Here is a 19130-nt window from a genome sequence, read left to right on the forward strand (position 1 = left end):
GACGAGAGGAGGGGGAGCGATGCTGGAAAAGGGGAAAATTACTGCTACGCAATCCGGAATGATCCTGTATCCGATTATCATGTCGACGGCCATGATTACTGGCCCGAACTTGATGATGAAGCATGCGATGCAAGATATGTGGATTACCCCGATCTGGGCATCGTGCAGCGGCTTTTTGGCGCTCTTTATTGCCAACCAGTTGAATCAACGCTATGCCAATATGACAATCATTGAACAAAGTCAGCAGATCGCGGGAACCTTTTGGGGGAAGGGGATCGGTTTTTTCTACGTTCTCCTGTTCTTGCAAATCAATGGTTTTATCGTACGTGAATACGCCGAATTCATCGCTCTTTTTTTAAACGGTACTCCCTTGAGTATCGTTTCGTCGGCTTTGGTTCTTGTAAGTGCTTTTGCTGTGCGAGGGGGAGTAGAAGTGATTGCGAGATCAGCTCAGATTTTCTTTCCGTTTTTTGTCGTTCCTTTTCTGATCATGATTTTGTTCATTTTGAAAGACTTGGAGCCGCAAAATATATTGCCGATTCTGGACAATGGTCTATTGCCTACGATCCGCGCAGCGGTAATTCCTCAAGGCTGGTTTAGCGAAGTGTTTCTCCTCTCGTTTTTGCTGCCCTATATCAGCGATCGGACCAATGCAAAGAAAGCCGGGGTAGTGACCATCGTCGCCTGTCTGTTCACGATGATCGTTTCCAATCTAATCACCCTTTTCGTATTCGGAGATGTGACGATGACATTGCTTTTTCCCATTATGGATATGGCGAGGTATATTAGCGTCGCTGACTTCTTTGAAAACCTGGAGTCAGGCGTCATGGCGATATGGGTGGTCGGGGTATTCGTCAAAGTTACGCTCTTCTATTATGTGACGGTATTGGGCACGGCGCAGTGGCTCAATCTGTCAAACTTTCGCCCGGTTGTATTGCCTGTCGGATGGCTGACGATACTCTTTTGCTTTTGGGGAATCCCCGACTTTTCTACTGTAGGGGAAATCAATTCCTTTGCGATCCCGCTCCTCTTAACGATATTTTTCGTGTTCATACCAGGTAGTCTGCTGCTTCTGTCCGCGCTGACTCAAAAGCGGAATCGCGCAAAAGGAGTGGACTCGGGGTGAAAGTCAAATGGCTTTGGATCAGCATCTGCAGCCTTCTCGTAGCGGGCTGTTGGGATCGAACGGAAGTAAACGACCTCGCGATTATTACCGCAGCATCCGTAGACAAGGCGAAGAATGAGGAAATTACGCTCAGCGTACAAATATTTCTCCCGCGAGCATTGGGTGGCGGTGCAGGTGGAGCAGGGGGGACAGGTGGAGGACAGGGAAAGCTGACGACGATGCGAAACAGCAATGGACCGAATATTGCTGATGCAATTTCCAAGCTGCAGGCAAAAATTCCGCGGCAAATATTTTGGGGGCACTGCAAAGTCTACATTTTTGGCGAAGAAATAGCCAAACAAGGCCTCGCCGACCACATCGATTTTCTTGTCCGCCATCCAGAGCCGAGAAATCGCGCGTATTTGTACATTTCCAAAGGAGAAGGGCTGGATACGCTGGATATTACCCCTTCCTTGGAGCGCTCCACGGCTGAATCCCTGCGCGAATACGCAGACCTGCATATTGGTATGGCTGTGACCCTGGTGGATTTTCGTAATATGCTGCGTGGGGAATCGGAGGCTGCGGCCATTCCGATCATCGAGAATGGGAAGAAGCTGCAGAAGCCGGAAGATATTCAAGTCAAAGCCGTGATGGTAGGAACGGCCATTCTCAAAAGGGATAAAATGATCGGCTCCTTGACTTTGCAAGAAACGCGTGGACTGCTATGGCTGCGAAATGAAATAAATAAAGCCGCCATCTCCGTGCAATTGAACGGCGTAGAAGGAATCGTATCTGTCAATCCGATTCGAACGAAAACAAAGCTTATTCCCCATCTGGAAAACGGGAAATGGTCCATGCTGGTGCACGTGGATACCGAAGGCGATGTGGTGGAAAACGGGACTCGCTTGAATCTGATGAAGCCGGAGCTCTTGGCATTGGTGCAGAATGCTGTACGTGCAGATATTGAAGCTCGAATGAGGATGGCGCTAAAGGTACTCCAGCAAGAGCTGCAGACAGATGTGGTGAATTTTGCAGCTGCCTTTCATCGGGAGTATCCGAAAGAGTGGGAGAAGGCCAAGGGCCAATGGGAGAAGATTTTCCCTCAAATCGAGGTCCATACGCAAATTAACGTAAAAATACGTCGCCCTGGCCTGATATCTGCACCCGCAGGAGTGCCTCAGGAGGAGATAAAAAACGATGAATAAAGTCATTGTGGGTCATTTTTCCAATTTGGGGCAATCTAAAGGTAGGGATGGAGTAGAACGCTTTCAAAGGGGGAGTAAACATGGATGGAAATTGGCTTCCCTTCCTGATCGGTTCTTTTGTCGGAACCATGCTGGCGAGCCTGTTGATCGGTGTCATGATATTCCTCTTCTTTCGCCCTGCTGTCCAGTGGCTGCTCGGCAAATTCATGAAACGGCTCATGGCGGATAGATATCCGGAAAATGTGTTCGAGATGATTTCTGCGATGAGAAAGATCAACCCCCAAATCGTTTTGGAGAACAGCTTGCGGGCCGGGTCGGGACAAGTCATTGAACGACCGTTTGGCAGCCCTAGAAAATTTCTGAACTTTGACGGGCTTGTGTTTTCACCCGCTCAGCTTGCCATCTTTCCAGCACCCGAAGATGCAGATGTCGATCTGCGTATCACGATCGGTCCTAAGGCCAAAAAGCCACTGACGCTTGATTTGCCCATCATGTCTGGTGCGATGGGATACGGGATTGGTATCAGTGAGAAAGTAAAGATTGCCATCGCGAAAGGAACAGCAGCGGCTGGAACGCTGACCAATACGGGAGAAGGTCCGCTTTTGCCTGAAGAAAGACAGTTCGCCAAGCATTTGATTATCCAATACAGCTCGGGAAAGTGGGCAAAAGAGCCGGAAACGTTGCGAAAAGCAGATGCCATTGAGATTCATTTTGGCCAAGGAGCTTCTGCTGGCTCGGCTAGCTTTATCCCGGCAGAGTACATTCAAGGAAGAGCGAGTCAGATTATGGGGGTAGAAGGCGAGGAGGTAGTCGTCATCCCTTCGATTCATCCGGATGTGCAGCGTGCAGCGGACTTGCCGGTATTGGTTGAAAAACTGCGTAATTTAACGGGTGGCGTACCCATAGGGGTGAAGATATGCGCAAGTGCAGTGCTTGAAGAAGACATGGAAATCGCCATCCAGGCAGGTGTCGATTTTATCAGCATTGACGGAGGACAGGCAGGTACGAAAGGGAGTCCGCCTATCCTGGAGGACGACTTTGGGTTGCCCACGATTTACGCATTATCGAGGGCGGTGCGTTATTTGAAAGAACGAGGAGTCAAGGATCGCATCACCTTGCTGTCGGGGGGTGGGTACGCAACACCCGGTGATTGCTTGAAGGCTTTAGCGCTTGGGGCGGATGGCATTTACATGGGGACCGCGGTCGTATGGGCGTTGACCCACGATCAAGTGATCAAAGCGATTCCCTGGGAGCCGCCTACGGAGCTGACCTGGTATCCTGGGAAGCTGAAAGACAAGTTTGATACAGAGGAGGCTGCCGGGTATCTAGAAAACTTCTTTGCCTCGTTTGCAGAAGAGATGGAGATTGCGATCCTCGCTTTAGGCAAAACGTCGATAAAGGATGTGACGGCAGCCGATTTAGTAGCACTCGATGAATGGACCAGCAAAGTAACTCAGATTCCCCTCGCCTATGAGCCGAAAGCGAAATCTGAAACGAAGCGCACAGGGGAAGAGGCGTGACATGGAAGGAGGGCTTCCCATCCAATCGACTATTCATCCGATCAAAAGGCCTTCTGATCAGAAGGGCTGGATTATGAGGCAGACGTGGGAGCATTTGTTGTTTGCTCATTGGGTAGTTCCCTTTGATGTTTTGCGAAAGCTGGTTCCCGATTCGCTGCAGATCGATACCTTTGAGGGACAGGCATGGGTGAGCATCATCCCTTTTATGATGACAGGTGTACGCATGCGTGGCTTACCTCCTATTCCATTTACGACGACCTTTCCAGAAATCAATGTGCGAACCTATGTGAAGGCGGGACAAAAGTCTGGAATCTACTTTCTCTCCTTGGATGCCTCCAACCCGATGATCACAGCCATTGCAAAACAATGGTACCGCTTGCCTTATGCTCGCGCTGCGATGCAAGTTGTGCAGGAAAGTGAAGGGCTGCATTTTCAGTCCAAAAGATGGGGGAAAACAGATGGGGCGGAGGCTTTTCATGCAAGCTACCGGCCTGTGTCGGATTGCTTCTTTGCCGAGAGCGGAACCTTGGAATATTGGCTGACAGAGCGCTACACGTTATTTTGTGAATGCAGTCGTTCGAAAAAGATTTTCCATGCGGATGTGTATCATGAGCCGTGGCGGCTGCAAAAAGCTTCTCTAGAGCTTCGAGAGAACACGATGACGCAGGCTGCCTTTTCCTTGGAGGGAACGCCACAGCTAGCCTTGTATGCGAGAGGAGTACAAAGCCTCGTGTGGCCGATCAAACCGGTCAAATCGGAGGGGAAGCCCTCTTGGTAAAACGCTGGCAATATTTGTTGCTCATTTGCAGCCTTTTGCTGCTCACGGGCTGCTGGGACCGCATTGAGCTTAACGACGTGGCGATCGTAACCGCTGCAGGAATTGATCGCGGAGAACACAACGAGATTGAACTGACCATCCAGGTTTTCATACCCCGTACGCTGAGTGGTGGTGGTGCGATGCAAGGAGGGGGATTGCAAAATATGACACTGGTTCGTACCGCAAAGGGTGTCAATATCGCTGACGCCATGTCAAAAATCCAGATGAAGATACCACGAATGATCTTCTGGGGGCATTGCAAGGTATACCTGTATGGCGAAGCGATTGCGAAAAGCGGAATCACCGAGCTGGTTGATTATTTGGCAAGACATCCTGAACCGAGAAATCGGGCATACATGTACGTCAGCAAAGGGAAGGCAGCAGATGTGCTAACAGTCACACCGGAAATCGAGCGCTACTCGGCAGAAACGGTACGAGAGCTGTCAGGTTTACATGTCGGAATGGAAGTCACATTGATCGATTTGCTGAAAATGCTGAAAGGCCCTTCCAAGGCAGCCATTCTTCCCATCATTTCCCTGTATACTACCAAGGGATCCGAAACGAAGCTGAACCCTTACTTGATGGGGAGCGCCGTTTTTAAAGAAGGCAAGATGATCGGTCAGCTTACGGAGCGTATGACGAGGGGAGTCATGTGGGTCCGTAATGAAATAGCGGCTACAACCGTTACGGTAAAAGCGAAAAACGTGAAGGGATTTGTCTCGTTGAACCCGATTCGAGAGACAACCAAGCTCACCCCCGTCATACAGAATGGGAAATGGAAAATGATAGTCGCGGTCGAAACCGAAGGAGACTTAATTCAAAACGGTACCAATCTCAATCTGGTCAGTCCCGAGCTGCTGCACCTCATGCAGGTCGCTTTACGCAAGGACATCGAAACGAGAATCAACAGAACACTCCAGCATGTCCAGCATGGCATGAAAGCCGACGTCTTCGGCTTCGCTACGCAATTTCATCGAAAGTACCCGAAAGAATTCGCCGCGGTCAAAGACAGGTGGGAGGAAAAGTTTCCGACCATAGAGATCGACTTGAAGATTTCTTCCTACATCAGAAGACCTGGCCTCATCACCATACCAGCAGGCATACCAGAATCCGAGGTGAAACAGAAGTGAAGTGGGGAACTATTCTAGGTCTAACGTTGATCGTGGGGCTGATGATCGCAATGGAGTGGAATACCCTATGCAGAAGCTCCTGGAAAACAAGGGGAGCTTATGCCGTTCTCGTGCTTGCGGGTTGGTTCATCGCGATCCTTCTGGTGCACAATCCTGATTTACCGGGGATGACACAAGTGCTCGAAGTCATCTACAAGCCAATCACTACTTTTTTAAAAATCAACTGACAGCAGGGTGAGCGAGCATGCAGGAAAAGCAATACATAACGGCAGCCCAAATGGGAATGATGATTTTTCCGGTAATGGTAGCCACCGCAGATTTGCTTGTTCCCGCTACGACTGCCCGACAAGCCCAACAGGATATGTGGATGTCACCAGTGATTGCTTCGCTCGTCGGGTTTCTTACGGTCTATCTCGTTTTTCAGCTGCACAAGCTCTTTCCGGATGAGAGCATTATTCAATTCAGCGGCAAAATTGTAGGCACTTTCCTGGGGAAGCTTTGCGGTTTGTTAATACTGTTTGATTTCCTGTACTGCAACGGGAGTATCATCAGACAGTATGGGGAATTTATCGTCGGTTCCTTCCTTTTAGAAACGCCCATACTAGTTGTGGTCAGCAGTATCGTCTTCCTATGTGCGATTACAGTGAGAGCTGGGGTAGAGGTCTTGGCTCGAACTGCACAGGTGTTCGTTCCGATCGTGGTGGTTTCCTACGCAGCTTTGCTTCTTCTCATGATTCCTTTTATGAAAATCGATAATCTGTTTCCTACGCTGGAGCATGGAGTGATCCCGGTTCTTCGCGGTGCGTACACTCCCCAAGGCTGGTTTAGCGAGGTGATCCTCTTTTCGTTTGTGCTGCCTTTTCGCGCCCATGAAGAAAAAGGGATGCGCACCGGTATGGTAACGGTATTGACGGGAATGCTGGCCTTAACCAGCATCAATCTGTCAACGCAGCTTGTTTTAGGAGATGAAGTGCCGTACATGACATATCCGTTTTACAGCGCCATCCAAATGATCAGCTATGCGGATTTCTTTGAAAATATCGATTCCATCGTGGTTGCTACCTGGGTTACGGGTGCATTTATCAAAATCTCCATTTTCTACTTCGCCTTGGCCCTTGGAACGGCTCAATGGCTTCGGCTAGAAGATTATCGACCAATCGTACTCCCGCTTGGCCTCTTGCTGGTTGTGTTCAGTTTTTGGGTAGCCCCTAATTTATCCCAGCTCGCTGCAAATATCCAGACGATCATCGGCATTCAAACGACAGGTTACTTTACACTAATCCCGCTCGTCTTATGGATCATCGCACATCTGAGGAAAAAGAAACGGATAGATCCTCCCAATACGATGACACCTCCCCATGCAAATGAATAGAGATCAGGAAAGAGTCGCCGATGCCAATCCGGGCATCGGTATTTGTTTTGTGGTAGACTTGTCGAGGAGTTATGAGGAAGGTAAGATAAAGAGAAAACCAAAAAGCGATTAAAATTGGAAAGGTTTAGGGGATTGGGAATGACCAGAAAAGAAAGAATCGCAGAACTAGATCTGATTCGCTCCTTCGCTTTTCTTGCTGTGGTTTATCAGCACGTCATCGGCGTGTACATAAGGCGACCGGGAGTAGATGAACAAACTGCGATCATTTACGGGATGCTTTTCCATCTGTTGAAATTTGCCGTACCCGCTTTTATTTTCATGACTGGCTTGGTACTGTTTTATAACTATTATGAGCGGATTTCCTATTTGTCCTTCATTCGAAAAAGAGTCACAGAGATCCTGGTTCCATACGGGATTTGGTCGGCCATCTACCTGGCATTGCAAACAAGACCTCCCCAGAGTGGCTCTGAACAGGCGTGGCATATTTTGAAAAGTATTCTGACGGGAAGTGCTTCGTATCACCTTTGGTTTGTCGTGATGATTTTTCAGTTTTATCTCCTGTATCCGTTTTGGCAGTCTCTCTTTCGCACCCTGCGCAAATGGGCGAGCACGAGAGGAAAAGGGATTGCCATCACTGTTTTGGTCGGACTTGTATACAGCTTCATCGTTTGGTTTTCGGCTCGGTACATTCCTGCGCATGGTTTTCGCTTTCATCTCGCATGGCTGGACACGTACTGGATCAAGTATCGCGATCGCAATGCCTTCTACTACTTCTTTTATTTCCTCATGGGAGGGATGGCTGCCGTCACACTGGGTATGTTTCGACATGCCATCACACGATATTGGGTCTGGATCAGCGGCTGCTTTCTCCTTTTATTTGCCTACATCGGCTATGAGCTATTTCGCGATTCTGGCACTGGGCCTATCAATTTAAACGTGGCGACATCTTTAAAGCCATCCATGTTTCTTTATACCGTTGCACAGCTTTTGCTTGTATACAGGATCGCTTTGTGGATCGGTGGGTGGAAGGGGAGCAAATGGTTTGCGATGCTCGGCAAATACTCCTACGGGGCCTATTTGATTCATGCTTTGGTGCTGACCTATTTGATGAAAGGACTCACGGCGCTCCAGCTCTTTCATAATAGCTTGTTGGGAAGCTTCGTTGCGTTTCTCCTATGCTCGGTCTTGTCCTTTGCCATCTCCTATGGACTGGGAAGATTGCCATTTGGCGCTTGGCTGGTGGGAGCAGCAGAGAAAAAACGAAAGACCTCGTCCGCACAACCAAAAGATTTGCCGTATGCAGGCTGAGGAAAAAGGGTTTTTCTAGTTGATGGAAAATAATAGCAGATAGTGAAGGAGGAGAGAATCCACTATGCTGCTCGCCTATTTCCAGTTAGCCTTATCCATGGCATTGGTAGGCATCAATATTTCGATCGGAAAGGAGATCGTCTCACACATCCCTGTATTCCTTTTCTCGGAGCTGAGGTTCCTGATTGCTCTGCTGATTCTGCTCCCGCTGCTCTCCATGCGGGGAGAATGGAAGTCATCCTGGAGCAAAGAAGAGGGAGTTGTTTTGTTCTGGCAATCGTTTTTTGGGGTCTTTCTGTTCAGTATTTGCATGCTGTACGGTGTCAAATGGACGACGGCGACTTCTGCCGGTATTATTACCAGCACGGTACCGGCTTGCATCGCTCTTTTGTCTTTTTGGATTCTCAAAGAAAAGCTGCTGCGAAACAGTTTGTGGGCGATCTTGCTATCGGTATGCGGGATCGGCTTGATCACCTTTTCGGGCGAAAGTCAGGAGCTGTCCAGGATCAGCATGCTAGGGAATCTGCTTGTGTTTCTAGCTGTGATCAGTGAAGCGTTGTTCACCATTTTTGCGAAGCGACTATCGGGAAAAATTACGCCGTTTCAGATGACGGCAGCGATAAATGGGATCAGCTTCGTTTTGTTTCTTCCCTTTGCGATCGCAGAAGGAATGAGCTTCTCATGGGGGAGTGTCCCGGCTGCGACTTGGCTGCTCGTTGTGTACTATGCGGTGACGGCGAGTGTGTTGTCCTTCTTTCTTTGGTACAAAGGAGTGGCGAAGGTCGATGCCTCGAAGGCTGGTCTGTTTACAGGGATGATGCCGATCAGTGCCGCTCTCGTAGCGGTTTTGTTCCTGGGAGAAGGCTTCACGTGGTTTCACGCGATAGGGATGCTATGCGTTCTCGGGTCAATTTATATCGGCACGAATACCAAAGATAGACCAGCTGCGGTAATCGCAAAAGATTAGATGGTACGCAGTGTTCCTAAGACAAGCGTTTTGGCTCCTCTGCCAAGGCGAAGATCACGATCAACCCGGAAGTTAGAATCATCAGCGTTGGTTCTCTGAAACGGTAAAAGCCAGTCGCTCCTGATGAATCAGGAATGACTGGCTTTTGTTCAGGGCCGAAGAGCGTTGCTTTCTGCCTTATTTGATGGCTGCTTTTTCGAGGTCTTTGACACCGCTGTAAATCATATCGAACAATTCATCGATGCCGTTTTCTTCGATGCAAGAGAAGGCGACACGCAGATCCGTTTCACCGAGTGCGATCGTACCTACGCCGTATTGATCCAGCAGATGCTGGCGGAGCGTCTCGGCATCCACCGTTTTGAGCTTCAAGCACATAAAGTAGCCAGAGTTGAATGGGTAGTAGCCCCATGCATCATCGAACTTGCCGCTGTCCAGGATCAGCTTGACGCGGTTCGCGCGGCCTTTCATGATATCGAACTTCTCTTGTTTCTGCGCTTGGAACTCGGGCGAATTGAGCGCATGCAAAACAAAAGTCTGGGAAGGATGCGGTCCGCTGGAAATAGTAGCGCGGATAACCCCCATGGTTTTTTGCTCCAAAGCGCTGAGCAGGTCGCTGGAAGGATCTGCAAACGTAATGAAGCCTACGCGGAAGCCCCAAACGTATTCTTCCTTGGTAGCGCCATCCACTTTCACTGGAAGCACACGAGGGTGCAAGCCGCACAGGTTCGCGAACAAGGATTCTTGCATGGAATCTTCGAAGAACAGACCAAAGTAGGCATCGTCTGTTACCGCTACGATGTTGATGCCAGCTTCTGCACCTTCTTTTAGTGCTGCGAGGATTTCCTTGCCCTCTTCAGCGCCAGGTGTATATCCGGTTGGGTTGTTGGGGAAATTCAGGACGACGATGGCTTTCCCTTTTTCTTTTTGTGCAAGGATCGCATCGCGAAGCCCAGCAGCGTTGAATTTCATGTTGTCGTTGTATAGTGGATAATGGACGATCTCGGCACCACGGCGGATGGAGAAGGTCAGCTCGTAATTTTCCCAGTTTTTATCTGGAATGATCACGCTGTCGCCTACATCTGCAAACAAGTCAGCAACGATGCTAAGTCCATGAGTCAGAGCGTTGGTTACGATAGGGTTGCTGAAGGATTGGTTCGCCAGAGAAGGCTGTTCCTCGATCATTTTTTTGCGCCAGGCGGCACGCAGCTCAGGCTTCCCAGCTGGTGGGGCGTATTCGTAAATGTCTTTCGGCTGGTAAGCGGACAGTGTATCTTGGATCACTTTCAAATGCATGGGTTGTCCGTTCTCCAATGCGATCCCGATGGTTGCATTGTATTTCTTCGCTTTCGCTTTTGCCTCGGCAGATTGGCTGAGGATTCCCTCTTTTGGGAAATAGATCAGCTTGGCTAAATGGGACAACATTTCGTAAACATGTGGATTATCACGCTGAATGGTTGCATTCAGCTGTGCTGCTAATGCGTGCATGGTAGCCTCCCTCTTCAAGTAAAACATCTGTATCGTTTACCAATAAAGATAGCGCATATGCATCCATTTGTCATCTAGAAGGGGGACGATTTTTCTGATATTTGTACGGATTTCCTTTGACAGATGAAAAAGGCTTTGCTACGTTGAAATCGTAACAGAATGGCACGGGAGGGATTTTATATGGCTGAGCGGCTCATTGTTCGCTTGGGTGACCCCATTTTGCGGGAACGGTCGAAAGCAGTTTCGTCCGTCAATGCAAATACGGAAAAGATACTGAATGACATGGCGCAAACCATATATGCTGACAAAGGAAGGGCAGGTCTGTCTGCCATCCAAATCGGGATCGCCAAGAAACTGATTGTGATGGACTGCGGCGACGGACTGATCGAACTGATCAATCCGGTCATGCTTGAAATGGACGGGGAGGAAGAGGGGCCGGAAGCTTGTCTGTCGATTCCAGGAGTCGTTGGCATCGTCAAGCGGGCCACATACGTCAAAGTCCAGACCCTGAACCGCAAAGGCGAAACCGTTACGCTCGAGGCAGAAGGATTTACGGCACGCTGCTTTCAGCATGAGATGGATCACCTGGAAGGCATTTTGTTCATTGATTATGTAAATGAGCTGTACTCTGCAAAAACGGGGAAAAAATTAAAACCGCAAGACGCCAATCCGATTCTCATGCAGCAAAGACGTGTGGTTCGATAAGCGAATTGCAGGCAGGATGGGGAACGCATGAAACAGTGGAATGTAGTGATTACAGGCTTTGGTACTGTGGGCAAACAGGCGGCAAGGCTGCTTGCACAAAGGCAAGGGTATTATCGGGAGAAGTACGATGCCGATGTGCGTTTGGTTGGTGCCGCCCGCTCAACCAGCGCTCTTTATGATGCGAATGGTTTGGGAGAGGAAGCGTTGCTCGAGTGGGGAGCTTCTGGGAAAAGAGTGGACACCACCTTCTCAGGATATGAATTCCTCGCGTCTAGTCACGCGGATATCCTCATCGAAACCGGCCCGTCCGATCTAAAAACAGGCGGACCCGGGCTCATCTACATAAAGCAGGCGCTCGAGCAAGGGATGCATGCGATCGCCGTATCCAAAGGGGCGTTGGTTGTAGACTTTGCGGGTTTGTCGGCATTAGCGAAACAAAAAGGCGTCCACCTCAAGATCAGTGGCGCTACAGCAGCGGCACTTCCGACAATCGATTTGCTGCAGTACAATTTCGCTGGCTGCCAAATACTTGGGATCGAAGGCGTCTTCACAGGCACAACCAATTTTGTTCTGACGAAAATGATGGAAGAAGGCATTACGAGCGAAGAAGCCATTTTACGCGCACAGCAGATGGGAATTGCCGAGCCGGACCCATCCTTTGATATCGATGGCTGGGATACAGCTTGCAAGGTAACGATTCTTGCCAACGCTGCATTTGATGCGCAGGTAAAGCTGAGTGACGTTTCGCGGGCAAGTGTTCGTGAGGTAACGGACGAGCAGATTGCCGCATGGAAAGCAGCGGGCTTGACGCCGAAATTGATCGGTTCCATTCAGAAAACACCGCAAGGCATAAAGGCTGCGGTAGAACTTCAGGCAGTGGACGCTGCACATCCATTTGCAACGGTTAAAGGTACCACGAAAGCGGTTCGCGTGGAGACGGATGTGATGGGGGAGCTTCTCGTTATCGGAGGTAAGTCCGATCCGGTTGCCGCCGCTGCCGCCGCTTTAAAGGATCTGGAGCATATCATAAGGGGCCAGCGCGCATACTAAGCGGGTATTCCACTACAACGGTCTGATGAGGAAGGGGATAGCAGCTTGACTCAACAAAACGATGTGAGCGCTGAAATGCAACAAGTATCTGCCTATCCGACCAAGCAAAAAATGCACCAAAAAGACGTAGCGCTGCTGGAAGGGCAAGACTCCAGCTATATGCCGAAACAGACGCAAAGCACAGAAGACCAACAACAAACATAACGAAAGAAAGCCGAGCACCCTGTGAAGAGTGACTCGGCTTTCGCTTTTTTCATTATCCGATAAATTCTTGTACCCAGTAACCGTTGATGTAGCCAACGCCGATTTTCGTGAACGATGGGTTCATGATGTTTTGACGGTGGCCTTCACTGTTCATCCATTGGTTCATGACTTCTTCAGCTGTGCGTTGACCCATAGCGATATTCTCACCAGCAGTCATAAAAGAAACACCAAACTGCTTCATCATGTCAAATGGAGAACCGTACGTTGGGCTCGTATGGTCGAAATAGTTGTTGTTGGACATATCAGCCGCTTTTGCCTGTGCGACGTTGTTCAGGGAAGCATCCATTTCTACAGGCTTCAGACCCGCTTTTGCGCGCTCCTGGTTAACCAGATCCGCGACCTGCTTCACCACTTCAGAAGCTTGTACTTGCTGCTCCGCTTTTTTTGCTGGCTGCTCCGCTGCTACAGGAGTCTGTTGCACCGGTGCTTGCTGAACAGGTTGTTGTGGAACGGGCTGCTTCGCAGGTGCTTGTACAGGTTGTTGTGTTTGTACAGGCTGTTGATAACCAAACTGCGGCGCGAACTTCATTTGCGGCATATATGAAAACCACTGAGCCTGTTGTGGCATTTGAATAGGGGCTGCCGTTTTCAGTGGGCAATTCGTTGCTTCAGCGGCAGAAGCTGTGTTAGAAAAGCCGGAGAGGGCAAATCCCAATCCCAAAGTTGCGATTGCAATAGTTCCGAGGCGTTTCATATTCACATCGTCTCCTTTTTTTGGCCTACGAGGTTAGTTGACGGATTCGGGTTGAGGAAACAACCCTACGCACTTTGGCGATTCACCCCATGCAGATCTCTCATCTGCAAAAAAAGATCCCCCGCACTTCCATTCGAGAGGAAGTTTCGGCTGTTTGATTTGGCATGACCCAGAATAACAGACCTTTGCGAGAGAAAGATAGGAGTAATATTTGGTAGTGTCTATTGGAAATGGCTATAAACACCCGTGATAGCTATAGGAAGAGGCGATGAAAGAAAAACACCCTCTCAGCGAAAAAGAGGGTGTCTCCACTTGTTTATTCTGATTGCATTCCATCTGCATGCCAAGCCGTTAAGCCGCCTTCCAGAGCCGATGCACGATATCCTTTCTCCCTTAAAAGAGCAGCCGCTTTTTGTGCTTTGTTTCCTGATGTACATAAGGTGATGATCGTAGCGTCTGCGCAGGCTTGCGCTGTTTCTTCAGGCAAAGCTTGATCCTGTTCCTTCATATGTATGTAAGGCACGTTCTTGGTAGCGATCCCCGGCACGTGGAGGCTGCCTGATTGATACTTTTCGACATCTCGAACATCCAGAATAATTAGCTTCGCGTTTTCATGCTGCAGCTGTTCGAATTCACGTTTGTTTATGGTAGGTTTATTCAATCGTATCACTCCTTACACCAATTGTATCAGATACATAAGAATATGGCATGGCACAGTGAGCTGTTGCTTTTACTGGACAGGCATGGTAGAATAAGTTTGCTACTTGAAAATCCGATCGTAATATCCACGTGCGCAGATAGAGGATCCCTTACGTTTTTTTGAATGCCCGATTCACACTGGCGCGGTCATCGGAGCCGCAAGGATGAAAGAGAGGAAGGGCTTTCGTTGTTTTAGGTTTTCAAAAGATGTACCTTACTAGATTTTGAGTTCCGTACTACAAATACAAGCATATTATGCAAGAAGTAAGTAGGAATTCACATATCATGAAGGCATATCCATTCAATAGAAAGACTATTGATATTTCTTCATGATATGTGAGCTTTATTTGCTTCGGTAAATATGACTAGCATATTCAAAATTGACTTTTTTGGAGGTTTTTTTAAATGCAAACGAACGGAACAGTAAAATGGTTTAATGCAGAAAAAGGTTTCGGATTCATTCAAGTAGAAGGCGGAGACGATGTATTCGTTCACTTCAGCGCGATCCAAGGCGAAGGTTTCAAAACTTTGGATGAAGGTCAACGCGTTCAATTCAACATCGTTCAAGGCAACCGTGGTCCACAAGCTGAGAACGTAGTTAAACTGTAAGTCTCCTTCTAAAAAAACTGTCCGTTCGCGGGCAGTTTTTTCTTTTTCCCCCACTACCATTTCTTTCTAATTCCGCGTATAATCGAACCCTATGAAGAAAAGGGGGGAAGGCACGTGGAGTTATGGCTGGATCACTTGATTCGTACCGCTTCTTCGCTTCAAAATACCATTCATATCGAGCCGATCCTCAAAGGCTTTTCTACAGATCGAAAATTCCATGTGATTTTGTCTGACGGCGAACAGCGAGTGCTGCGAGTGGCGGATCGTGAGCAATGGGAGCAAAAGAAAGCCGAGTTTCAAGTATTGCAAACTCTGCAAGCGAGAAAAGGTGTCAAAGCCTCACGACCAATTGAACTTGGTTTCGTAGAGGAGTTCGCTATCTGTTTTATGGTGTTGTCTTATGTGGCAGGTGAGGATGCAAAAGATGCTCTTGGAAATTTGACCGCAGAGGAGCAGTATCTGATCGGGAAAGAAGCAGGCAGGCAGCTGGCTCTCATGCATACGATAGCTGCTCCATCCGAGATCACAGACTGGTACCAGCGCTGCTACGAACAAAAGCACTCTCGTTATGTGGAGGCGTATCTTGCGTGTGGTCATTCCATCGCGAATGCAGATCGCATCCTGGGTTTTATTGATACACATGCTGCAGCGCTTAGGGGTACACCAAGTGTTTTTCTGCATGATGACTTTCATGTGGGAAATCTGATTGTGGCGGGTAGACATTACGCAGGAGCCATTGATTTCAATCGCTTCGACTGGGGCGATCCCGTTCACGACTTCACCAAGCTTGCGTTTTTTTCGCAGGAAATCAGCACTCCCTTTAGTATCGGCCAAATCGATGGATATCATGAGCGAAAAGGGAGCATTTCGGAAATATTTTGGAAGCGCTACTGTCTCTACACAGCGATGGCGATGTTCTCTTCTTTCGTCTGGACGATTCGGGTCATTCCTCAGCAAACCCGGGAGATGCAGGAGAGAATCGAGCGCATCTCGCTTCAGCATGACTTCTTTGAGCAGCTGGTTCCTGACTGGTACAAACGTATGTAAAGGAAAAAAGGAATTATGGACGGACCATAATTCCTTTTCATTTGCCGTTTCTTAGAAACAAGATTCGACTGTAACCGTCTGGAATTGGCTATCCAGTACGGAGAGACCAACCACTTGACCGCCGCCAACTGCAGTACGTCCATAGGTGGTGAGAAGAACATTGTCTCCTTCGCCATCGTTGTTGCAGCCGACAGACAGACGCACTTCATAGTGGAAGGAAGCAGGTACTGTCGCATTGAAAGCCATGCGAGTGTTTCCTGCGAGCGTTTGCGTGATATCGAGCAAAGTGCTGACAGGGTTTGTTTGCGTTACCGCATCACCCCAGTTCAGGACTTGCACACGCACCTCTACTGGATCATTGTTGAGATTGACCAGGTCCAAGTGAGCAGTGAGGGCGACGCCGAGGTTGTTTTGAAGGATACCAGTTGTACGAACGATTTGTGTCCTGTGCTTACGATCAGACATTCATGTCACTCCATTCTTCGTTTATTGATTCGTGGGACAATATACTTTATTTCACCTTGTCTTCATTTGTAACGGCGAACGTAATGGGACAAGGAACCATTTCTATTAGAAGGCGGGGGAGAACCGTGAGAGTAGCGGACTTGTTTAGACAAATGGACTACAGCGCCCGCTTTGAATGGGGATATGAAGGGGTGGAGCACGTGGGTGCAGCCTCCGATATGGTGGTAATTGTCGATGTTCTGTCCTTTACGACATGTGTAGATGTCGTGATCGGAAAAGGAGGAGTGGTATTTCCCTACCGGATGAAAGACGAGACAGCACGTTCCTTTGCACGAGAAAACCAGGCAATATTGGCGGGCAAGCGTGGGGAGGAGATCTCACTTTCTCCGGCATCTCTTGCCAACGTTCCGGAAAAAACCCGTATCGTTCTTCCTTCTCCCAATGGTTCGACCTGCACGGTTCTTGCAAAACGGTGCGGAGCGATCGTGATTGCTGCCAGCTTGCGCAATGCATCGGCGGTTGCCAGATTTATTCGCGACCAAGGAGGCACCGTTACGGTTATTGCGAGTGGAGAGAGATGGCCGAATGGCACAATGAGACCGGCGATCGAGGATATGATTGCAGCTGGAGCCATTTTAGACGAGCTGACGGAGCATACGCTCTCCCCTGAGGCGCAAATGGCAGTCGGTGCCTTCCAGATGGCCAGAGGGCAACTGGTTGAACTATTGCAAAAGTGTGGATCAGGGCAGGAGCTGATTCAAAGAGGATACCCGGAAGATGTTGCGATCGCGTCTATGTACAATAGCAGCGATGCAGTTCCAATCCTAAATCACGAGGACGCCTATCAAGCGGCTTTAACTTGAACGCTGTTATCCTTTGCACAGGAAAAAACCCTGATTTTTCTCCAGCACGAAGAAAAATCAGGGTTTTGAGCTTTCAAATGACGATCGTTTAATACGGATCTTGGTCGTGTCCTTTTTCGATGGCATCTTTTACCGCCTGATGAGCATCTTTTGCCCCGAGCGGGTGCATTTCTTCCCCTATTTCCAGCTTGTAGCCATCCTTCATTTTGCTTTTCTCCATTAAGCCTGCCCGTAAACGACGGCCATAGTCTTCATCTGCTTCTTCCGCGAGTGCCATCATCTTATCCTGAATCACCTGCGGACAGATGGCGAGATCATTCACGAGGTTGTTGATTAACTCATCTTTTTCCCATTGTTCAAAATGGCGGTAAGTATCGCCTGCTTGTTTGGTATTGCTTTGGCGATCGATAGACTCTCGAACCAGGTTTCCTTCCACATGTGGAGTGTACTCGGTGCCCACCTGTTCCGCTTCTTTCAATCCGCCCATGCTGGACGGCTCGTAGTTCACATGCAGGTTTTGTCCAGGAGCTTTGTCATTGTAAAAACGTAATTGTCCGCCTTCTTGATTCGTTGCGACGCGTTTTTTGGCTGCGTTGATCGGCAGCTGCAAATAGTTCGCGCCCACACGATAACGCTGGGTATCCGAATAGGAGAAGGTTCTTCCTTGCAGCATTTTATCATCAGAGAAATCCAGTCCGTCGACCAGGACGCCCGTTCCGAAGGCAGCTTGTTCTACTTCATTAAAGAAGTTCTCCGGGTTTTTGTTCAGGACCATTCTGCCGACTGGACGCCAAGGGAACAGATCTTCCGGCCATAGCTTTGTATCATCGAGCGGATCGAAATCAAGCTCAGGGTGAGGGCCGTCCTCCATGATCTGTACGAGCAGCTCCCACTCGGGGTAGTCTTTGCGCTCAATCGCCTCATATAAATCCTGGGTTGCATGGTTGAAATTTTTGCCCTGAATTTCTGACGCTTCTTTCATCGTCAAATTTTTGATGCCTTGTTTTGGCTCCCAGTGATATTTGACGAGGACACCCTTTCCTTCGTTGTTCACCCATTTGTAGGTGTTGACGCCCGAGCCTTGCATCATGCGGTAGTTAGCGGGAATGCCCCAGGGCGAATACACAAATGTCACCATATGAAAAGACTCGGGAGAATTTGCACAGAAATCGAAGAAACGGCGTGGATCCTGTATATTTGTCACGGGATCAGGACGGAAAGCATGGATCATGTCCGGAAATTTCATGGCGTCCCGGATAAAGAAGATTTTCAGGTTGTTGCCCACCAAATCCCAGTTGCCATCCTCCGTGTAGAATTTCACAGCAAATCCGCGGGGATCCCGCAGCGTTTCAGGAGAGTGAAGCCCGTGGACAACCGTTGAAAAACGTACAAAAACAGGAGTTTGCTTGCCTTTTTCCTGAAAGAGCTTTGCCCGTGTGTATTTGGAAACAGGCTCATCGCCGACCGTTCCATACGCTTCAAAGAAACCGTGGGCGCCGGCTCCGCGTGCATGAACAATACGCTCTGGCACCTTTTCTCTGTCAAAGTGACTGATTTTCTCGATAAAATCATAGTTTTCCAAGGTAGCCGGACCGCGATTTCCTACTGTTCGAATGTTTTGATTGTTTGTGATCGGATGCCCCTGTCTATTGGTTAAGGTGTCATCGTCAGCATGGTCCGTTTGAGAGTGATTGTTCGTATCCATTGTCCTTCCTGCCTTCCTTTTTAACATGTCATTCTTCGATTTCTCTTCTGTATGCTTCCCAGAAATGGAAATGTATACGCGAAAATTTTCCATTCTCTTTTTGATCGCTCCCTTTCCTGA

Annotated in this window: 20 protein-coding genes and 1 riboswitch; of the genes, 15 read left to right on the forward strand and 5 right to left on the reverse strand. The window is 48.8% G+C overall.

Annotated features, from left to right (window positions below; all coding sequences use genetic code 11):
- Window positions 1-19 precede the first annotated feature (19 nt).
- From EDM59_RS04500 to EDM59_RS04540, 9 genes are all read left to right on the forward strand, one after another.
- Window positions 20-1126 carry a GerAB/ArcD/ProY family transporter gene (locus EDM59_RS04500; protein ID WP_122922501.1) on the forward strand — a complete coding sequence of 369 codons (1107 nt, stop codon included), beginning with the start codon at window positions 20-22 and terminating at the stop codon, window positions 1124-1126.
- Window positions 1123-2310 (forward strand): Ger(x)C family spore germination protein, encoded by a 1188-nt coding sequence (locus EDM59_RS04505; RefSeq protein WP_122922502.1) that lies wholly within the window; start codon window positions 1123-1125, stop codon window positions 2308-2310. Before EDM59_RS04500 ends, EDM59_RS04505 begins: the two co-directional genes overlap by 4 nt.
- An 80-nt stretch (window positions 2311-2390) precedes the next feature.
- Window positions 2391-3830 (forward strand): FMN-binding glutamate synthase family protein, encoded by a 1440-nt coding sequence (locus tag EDM59_RS04510; RefSeq protein WP_122922503.1) that lies wholly within the window; start codon window positions 2391-2393, stop codon window positions 3828-3830.
- 1 nt (window position 3831) lies between these two features.
- Window positions 3832-4608 carry a YqjF family protein gene (locus EDM59_RS04515; protein WP_246010891.1) on the forward strand — a complete coding sequence of 259 codons (777 nt, stop codon included), beginning with the start codon at window positions 3832-3834 and terminating at the stop codon, window positions 4606-4608.
- Window positions 4563-5777: a Ger(x)C family spore germination protein gene (locus EDM59_RS04520; protein ID WP_246010893.1), complete on the forward strand. Its 1215-nt coding sequence runs from the start codon at window positions 4563-4565 to the stop codon at window positions 5775-5777. Before EDM59_RS04515 ends, EDM59_RS04520 begins: the two co-directional genes overlap by 46 nt.
- Complete coding sequence (locus tag EDM59_RS04525; RefSeq protein ID WP_122922506.1) at window positions 5774-6004, forward strand: hypothetical protein; 231 nt, start codon at window positions 5774-5776, stop codon at window positions 6002-6004. Before EDM59_RS04520 ends, EDM59_RS04525 begins: the two co-directional genes overlap by 4 nt.
- A gap of 17 nt (window positions 6005-6021) precedes the next feature.
- Window positions 6022-7149, forward strand: coding sequence for a GerAB/ArcD/ProY family transporter (locus tag EDM59_RS04530; protein ID WP_122922507.1), 1128 nt, complete (start codon window positions 6022-6024; stop codon window positions 7147-7149).
- Between the two features lie 138 nt (window positions 7150-7287).
- The gene (locus tag EDM59_RS04535; RefSeq protein WP_122922508.1) at window positions 7288-8457 is read left to right on the forward strand and encodes an acyltransferase; all 1170 of its coding nucleotides are present in this window, start codon (window positions 7288-7290) and stop codon (window positions 8455-8457) included.
- A 64-nt stretch (window positions 8458-8521) separates the two neighbouring features.
- The gene (locus EDM59_RS04540) at window positions 8522-9424 is read left to right on the forward strand and encodes a DMT family transporter (protein ID WP_122922509.1); all 903 of its coding nucleotides are present in this window, start codon (window positions 8522-8524) and stop codon (window positions 9422-9424) included.
- A 177-nt stretch (window positions 9425-9601) separates the two neighbouring features.
- Here EDM59_RS04540 and EDM59_RS04545 read toward each other — a convergent pair whose 3' ends face one another.
- On the reverse strand, window positions 9602-10909 hold the full coding sequence (locus tag EDM59_RS04545) for an aminotransferase class I/II-fold pyridoxal phosphate-dependent enzyme (RefSeq protein WP_122922510.1): 1308 nt from the start codon (window positions 10907-10909) through the stop codon (window positions 9602-9604).
- A gap of 180 nt (window positions 10910-11089) precedes the next feature.
- Between EDM59_RS04545 and def the strand changes: the two genes are divergently transcribed.
- The 3 genes from def to EDM59_RS30960 are packed head-to-tail and all read left to right on the forward strand — an operon-like array spanning window position 11090 to window position 12868.
- On the forward strand, window positions 11090-11614 hold the full coding sequence (def, locus tag EDM59_RS04550) for a peptide deformylase (RefSeq protein WP_122922511.1): 525 nt from the start codon (window positions 11090-11092) through the stop codon (window positions 11612-11614).
- A 27-nt stretch (window positions 11615-11641) separates the two neighbouring features.
- On the forward strand, window positions 11642-12664 hold the full coding sequence (locus tag EDM59_RS04555; RefSeq protein WP_122922512.1) for a homoserine dehydrogenase: 1023 nt from the start codon (window positions 11642-11644) through the stop codon (window positions 12662-12664).
- A gap of 45 nt (window positions 12665-12709) precedes the next feature.
- The gene (locus EDM59_RS30960; RefSeq protein WP_183192793.1) at window positions 12710-12868 is read left to right on the forward strand and encodes a hypothetical protein; all 159 of its coding nucleotides are present in this window, start codon (window positions 12710-12712) and stop codon (window positions 12866-12868) included.
- Window positions 12869-12920: 52 nt separating this feature from the next.
- On the opposite strand, the gene EDM59_RS04560 is transcribed toward EDM59_RS30960, so the two are convergent.
- Together EDM59_RS04560 and EDM59_RS04565 are read right to left on the reverse strand one after the other, a co-directional pair.
- Window positions 12921-13622 (reverse strand): CAP domain-containing protein, encoded by a 702-nt coding sequence (locus EDM59_RS04560; protein ID WP_122922513.1) that lies wholly within the window; start codon window positions 13620-13622, stop codon window positions 12921-12923.
- Between the two features lie 7 nt (window positions 13623-13629).
- Window positions 13630-13784: riboswitch (cyclic di-AMP (ydaO/yuaA leader) on the reverse strand.
- Between the two features lie 154 nt (window positions 13785-13938).
- Window positions 13939-14283: a rhodanese-like domain-containing protein gene (locus EDM59_RS04565; protein ID WP_246010894.1), complete on the reverse strand. Its 345-nt coding sequence runs from the start codon at window positions 14281-14283 to the stop codon at window positions 13939-13941.
- Between the two features lie 443 nt (window positions 14284-14726).
- On the opposite strand from EDM59_RS04565, the gene EDM59_RS04570 reads away from it, so the two are divergent.
- Both EDM59_RS04570 and EDM59_RS04575 read left to right on the forward strand, forming a co-directional pair.
- Window positions 14727-14930 carry a cold-shock protein gene (locus EDM59_RS04570; RefSeq protein ID WP_055744215.1) on the forward strand — a complete coding sequence of 68 codons (204 nt, stop codon included), beginning with the start codon at window positions 14727-14729 and terminating at the stop codon, window positions 14928-14930.
- Window positions 14931-15044: 114 nt separating this feature from the next.
- On the forward strand, window positions 15045-15977 hold the full coding sequence (locus EDM59_RS04575; protein ID WP_122922514.1) for an aminoglycoside phosphotransferase family protein: 933 nt from the start codon (window positions 15045-15047) through the stop codon (window positions 15975-15977).
- A gap of 51 nt (window positions 15978-16028) precedes the next feature.
- On the opposite strand, the gene EDM59_RS04580 is transcribed toward EDM59_RS04575, so the two are convergent.
- Window positions 16029-16442, reverse strand: a complete 414-nt coding sequence (locus EDM59_RS04580; protein ID WP_246010895.1) for a hypothetical protein — start codon at window positions 16440-16442, stop codon at window positions 16029-16031.
- Between the two features lie 125 nt (window positions 16443-16567).
- On the opposite strand from EDM59_RS04580, the gene EDM59_RS04585 reads away from it, so the two are divergent.
- Window positions 16568-17305 (forward strand): 2-phosphosulfolactate phosphatase, encoded by a 738-nt coding sequence (locus EDM59_RS04585; RefSeq protein ID WP_246010896.1) that lies wholly within the window; start codon window positions 16568-16570, stop codon window positions 17303-17305.
- Between the two features lie 88 nt (window positions 17306-17393).
- Here the strand turns inward: EDM59_RS04585 and EDM59_RS04590 are convergent, their stop codons facing one another.
- The gene (locus tag EDM59_RS04590) at window positions 17394-19010 is read right to left on the reverse strand and encodes a catalase (protein ID WP_122923373.1); all 1617 of its coding nucleotides are present in this window, start codon (window positions 19008-19010) and stop codon (window positions 17394-17396) included.
- Window positions 19011-19130: the final 120 nt, after the last annotated feature.

It is taken from the genome of Brevibacillus nitrificans (assembly GCF_003710965.1).
GTDB lineage: Bacteria > Bacillota > Bacilli > Brevibacillales > Brevibacillaceae > Brevibacillus > Brevibacillus centrosporus.

Coding starts and splice junctions, on each gene's coding strand:
- EDM59_RS04500 (WP_122922501.1), top strand. CDS start 20: ATGCTGGAAAAGGGGAAAATTACTGCTACGCAATCCGGAATGATCCTG.
- EDM59_RS04580 (WP_246010895.1), bottom strand. CDS start 16,442: ATGTCTGATCGTAAGCACAGGACACAAATCGTTCGTACAACTGGTATC.
- EDM59_RS04540 (WP_122922509.1), top strand. CDS start 8,522: ATGCTGCTCGCCTATTTCCAGTTAGCCTTATCCATGGCATTGGTAGGC.
- EDM59_RS04555 (WP_122922512.1), top strand. CDS start 11,642: ATGAAACAGTGGAATGTAGTGATTACAGGCTTTGGTACTGTGGGCAAA.
- EDM59_RS04535 (WP_122922508.1), top strand. CDS start 7,288: ATGACCAGAAAAGAAAGAATCGCAGAACTAGATCTGATTCGCTCCTTC.
- EDM59_RS04510 (WP_122922503.1), top strand. CDS start 2,391: ATGGATGGAAATTGGCTTCCCTTCCTGATCGGTTCTTTTGTCGGAACC.
- EDM59_RS04545 (WP_122922510.1), bottom strand. CDS start 10,909: ATGCACGCATTAGCAGCACAGCTGAATGCAACCATTCAGCGTGATAAT.
- def (WP_122922511.1), top strand. CDS start 11,090: ATGGCTGAGCGGCTCATTGTTCGCTTGGGTGACCCCATTTTGCGGGAA.
- EDM59_RS04515 (WP_246010891.1), top strand. CDS start 3,832: ATGGAAGGAGGGCTTCCCATCCAATCGACTATTCATCCGATCAAAAGG.
- EDM59_RS04530 (WP_122922507.1), top strand. CDS start 6,022: ATGCAGGAAAAGCAATACATAACGGCAGCCCAAATGGGAATGATGATT.
- EDM59_RS04590 (WP_122923373.1), bottom strand. CDS start 19,010: ATGGATACGAACAATCACTCTCAAACGGACCATGCTGACGATGACACC.
- EDM59_RS04560 (WP_122922513.1), bottom strand. CDS start 13,622: ATGAAACGCCTCGGAACTATTGCAATCGCAACTTTGGGATTGGGATTT.
- EDM59_RS04570 (WP_055744215.1), top strand. CDS start 14,727: ATGCAAACGAACGGAACAGTAAAATGGTTTAATGCAGAAAAAGGTTTC.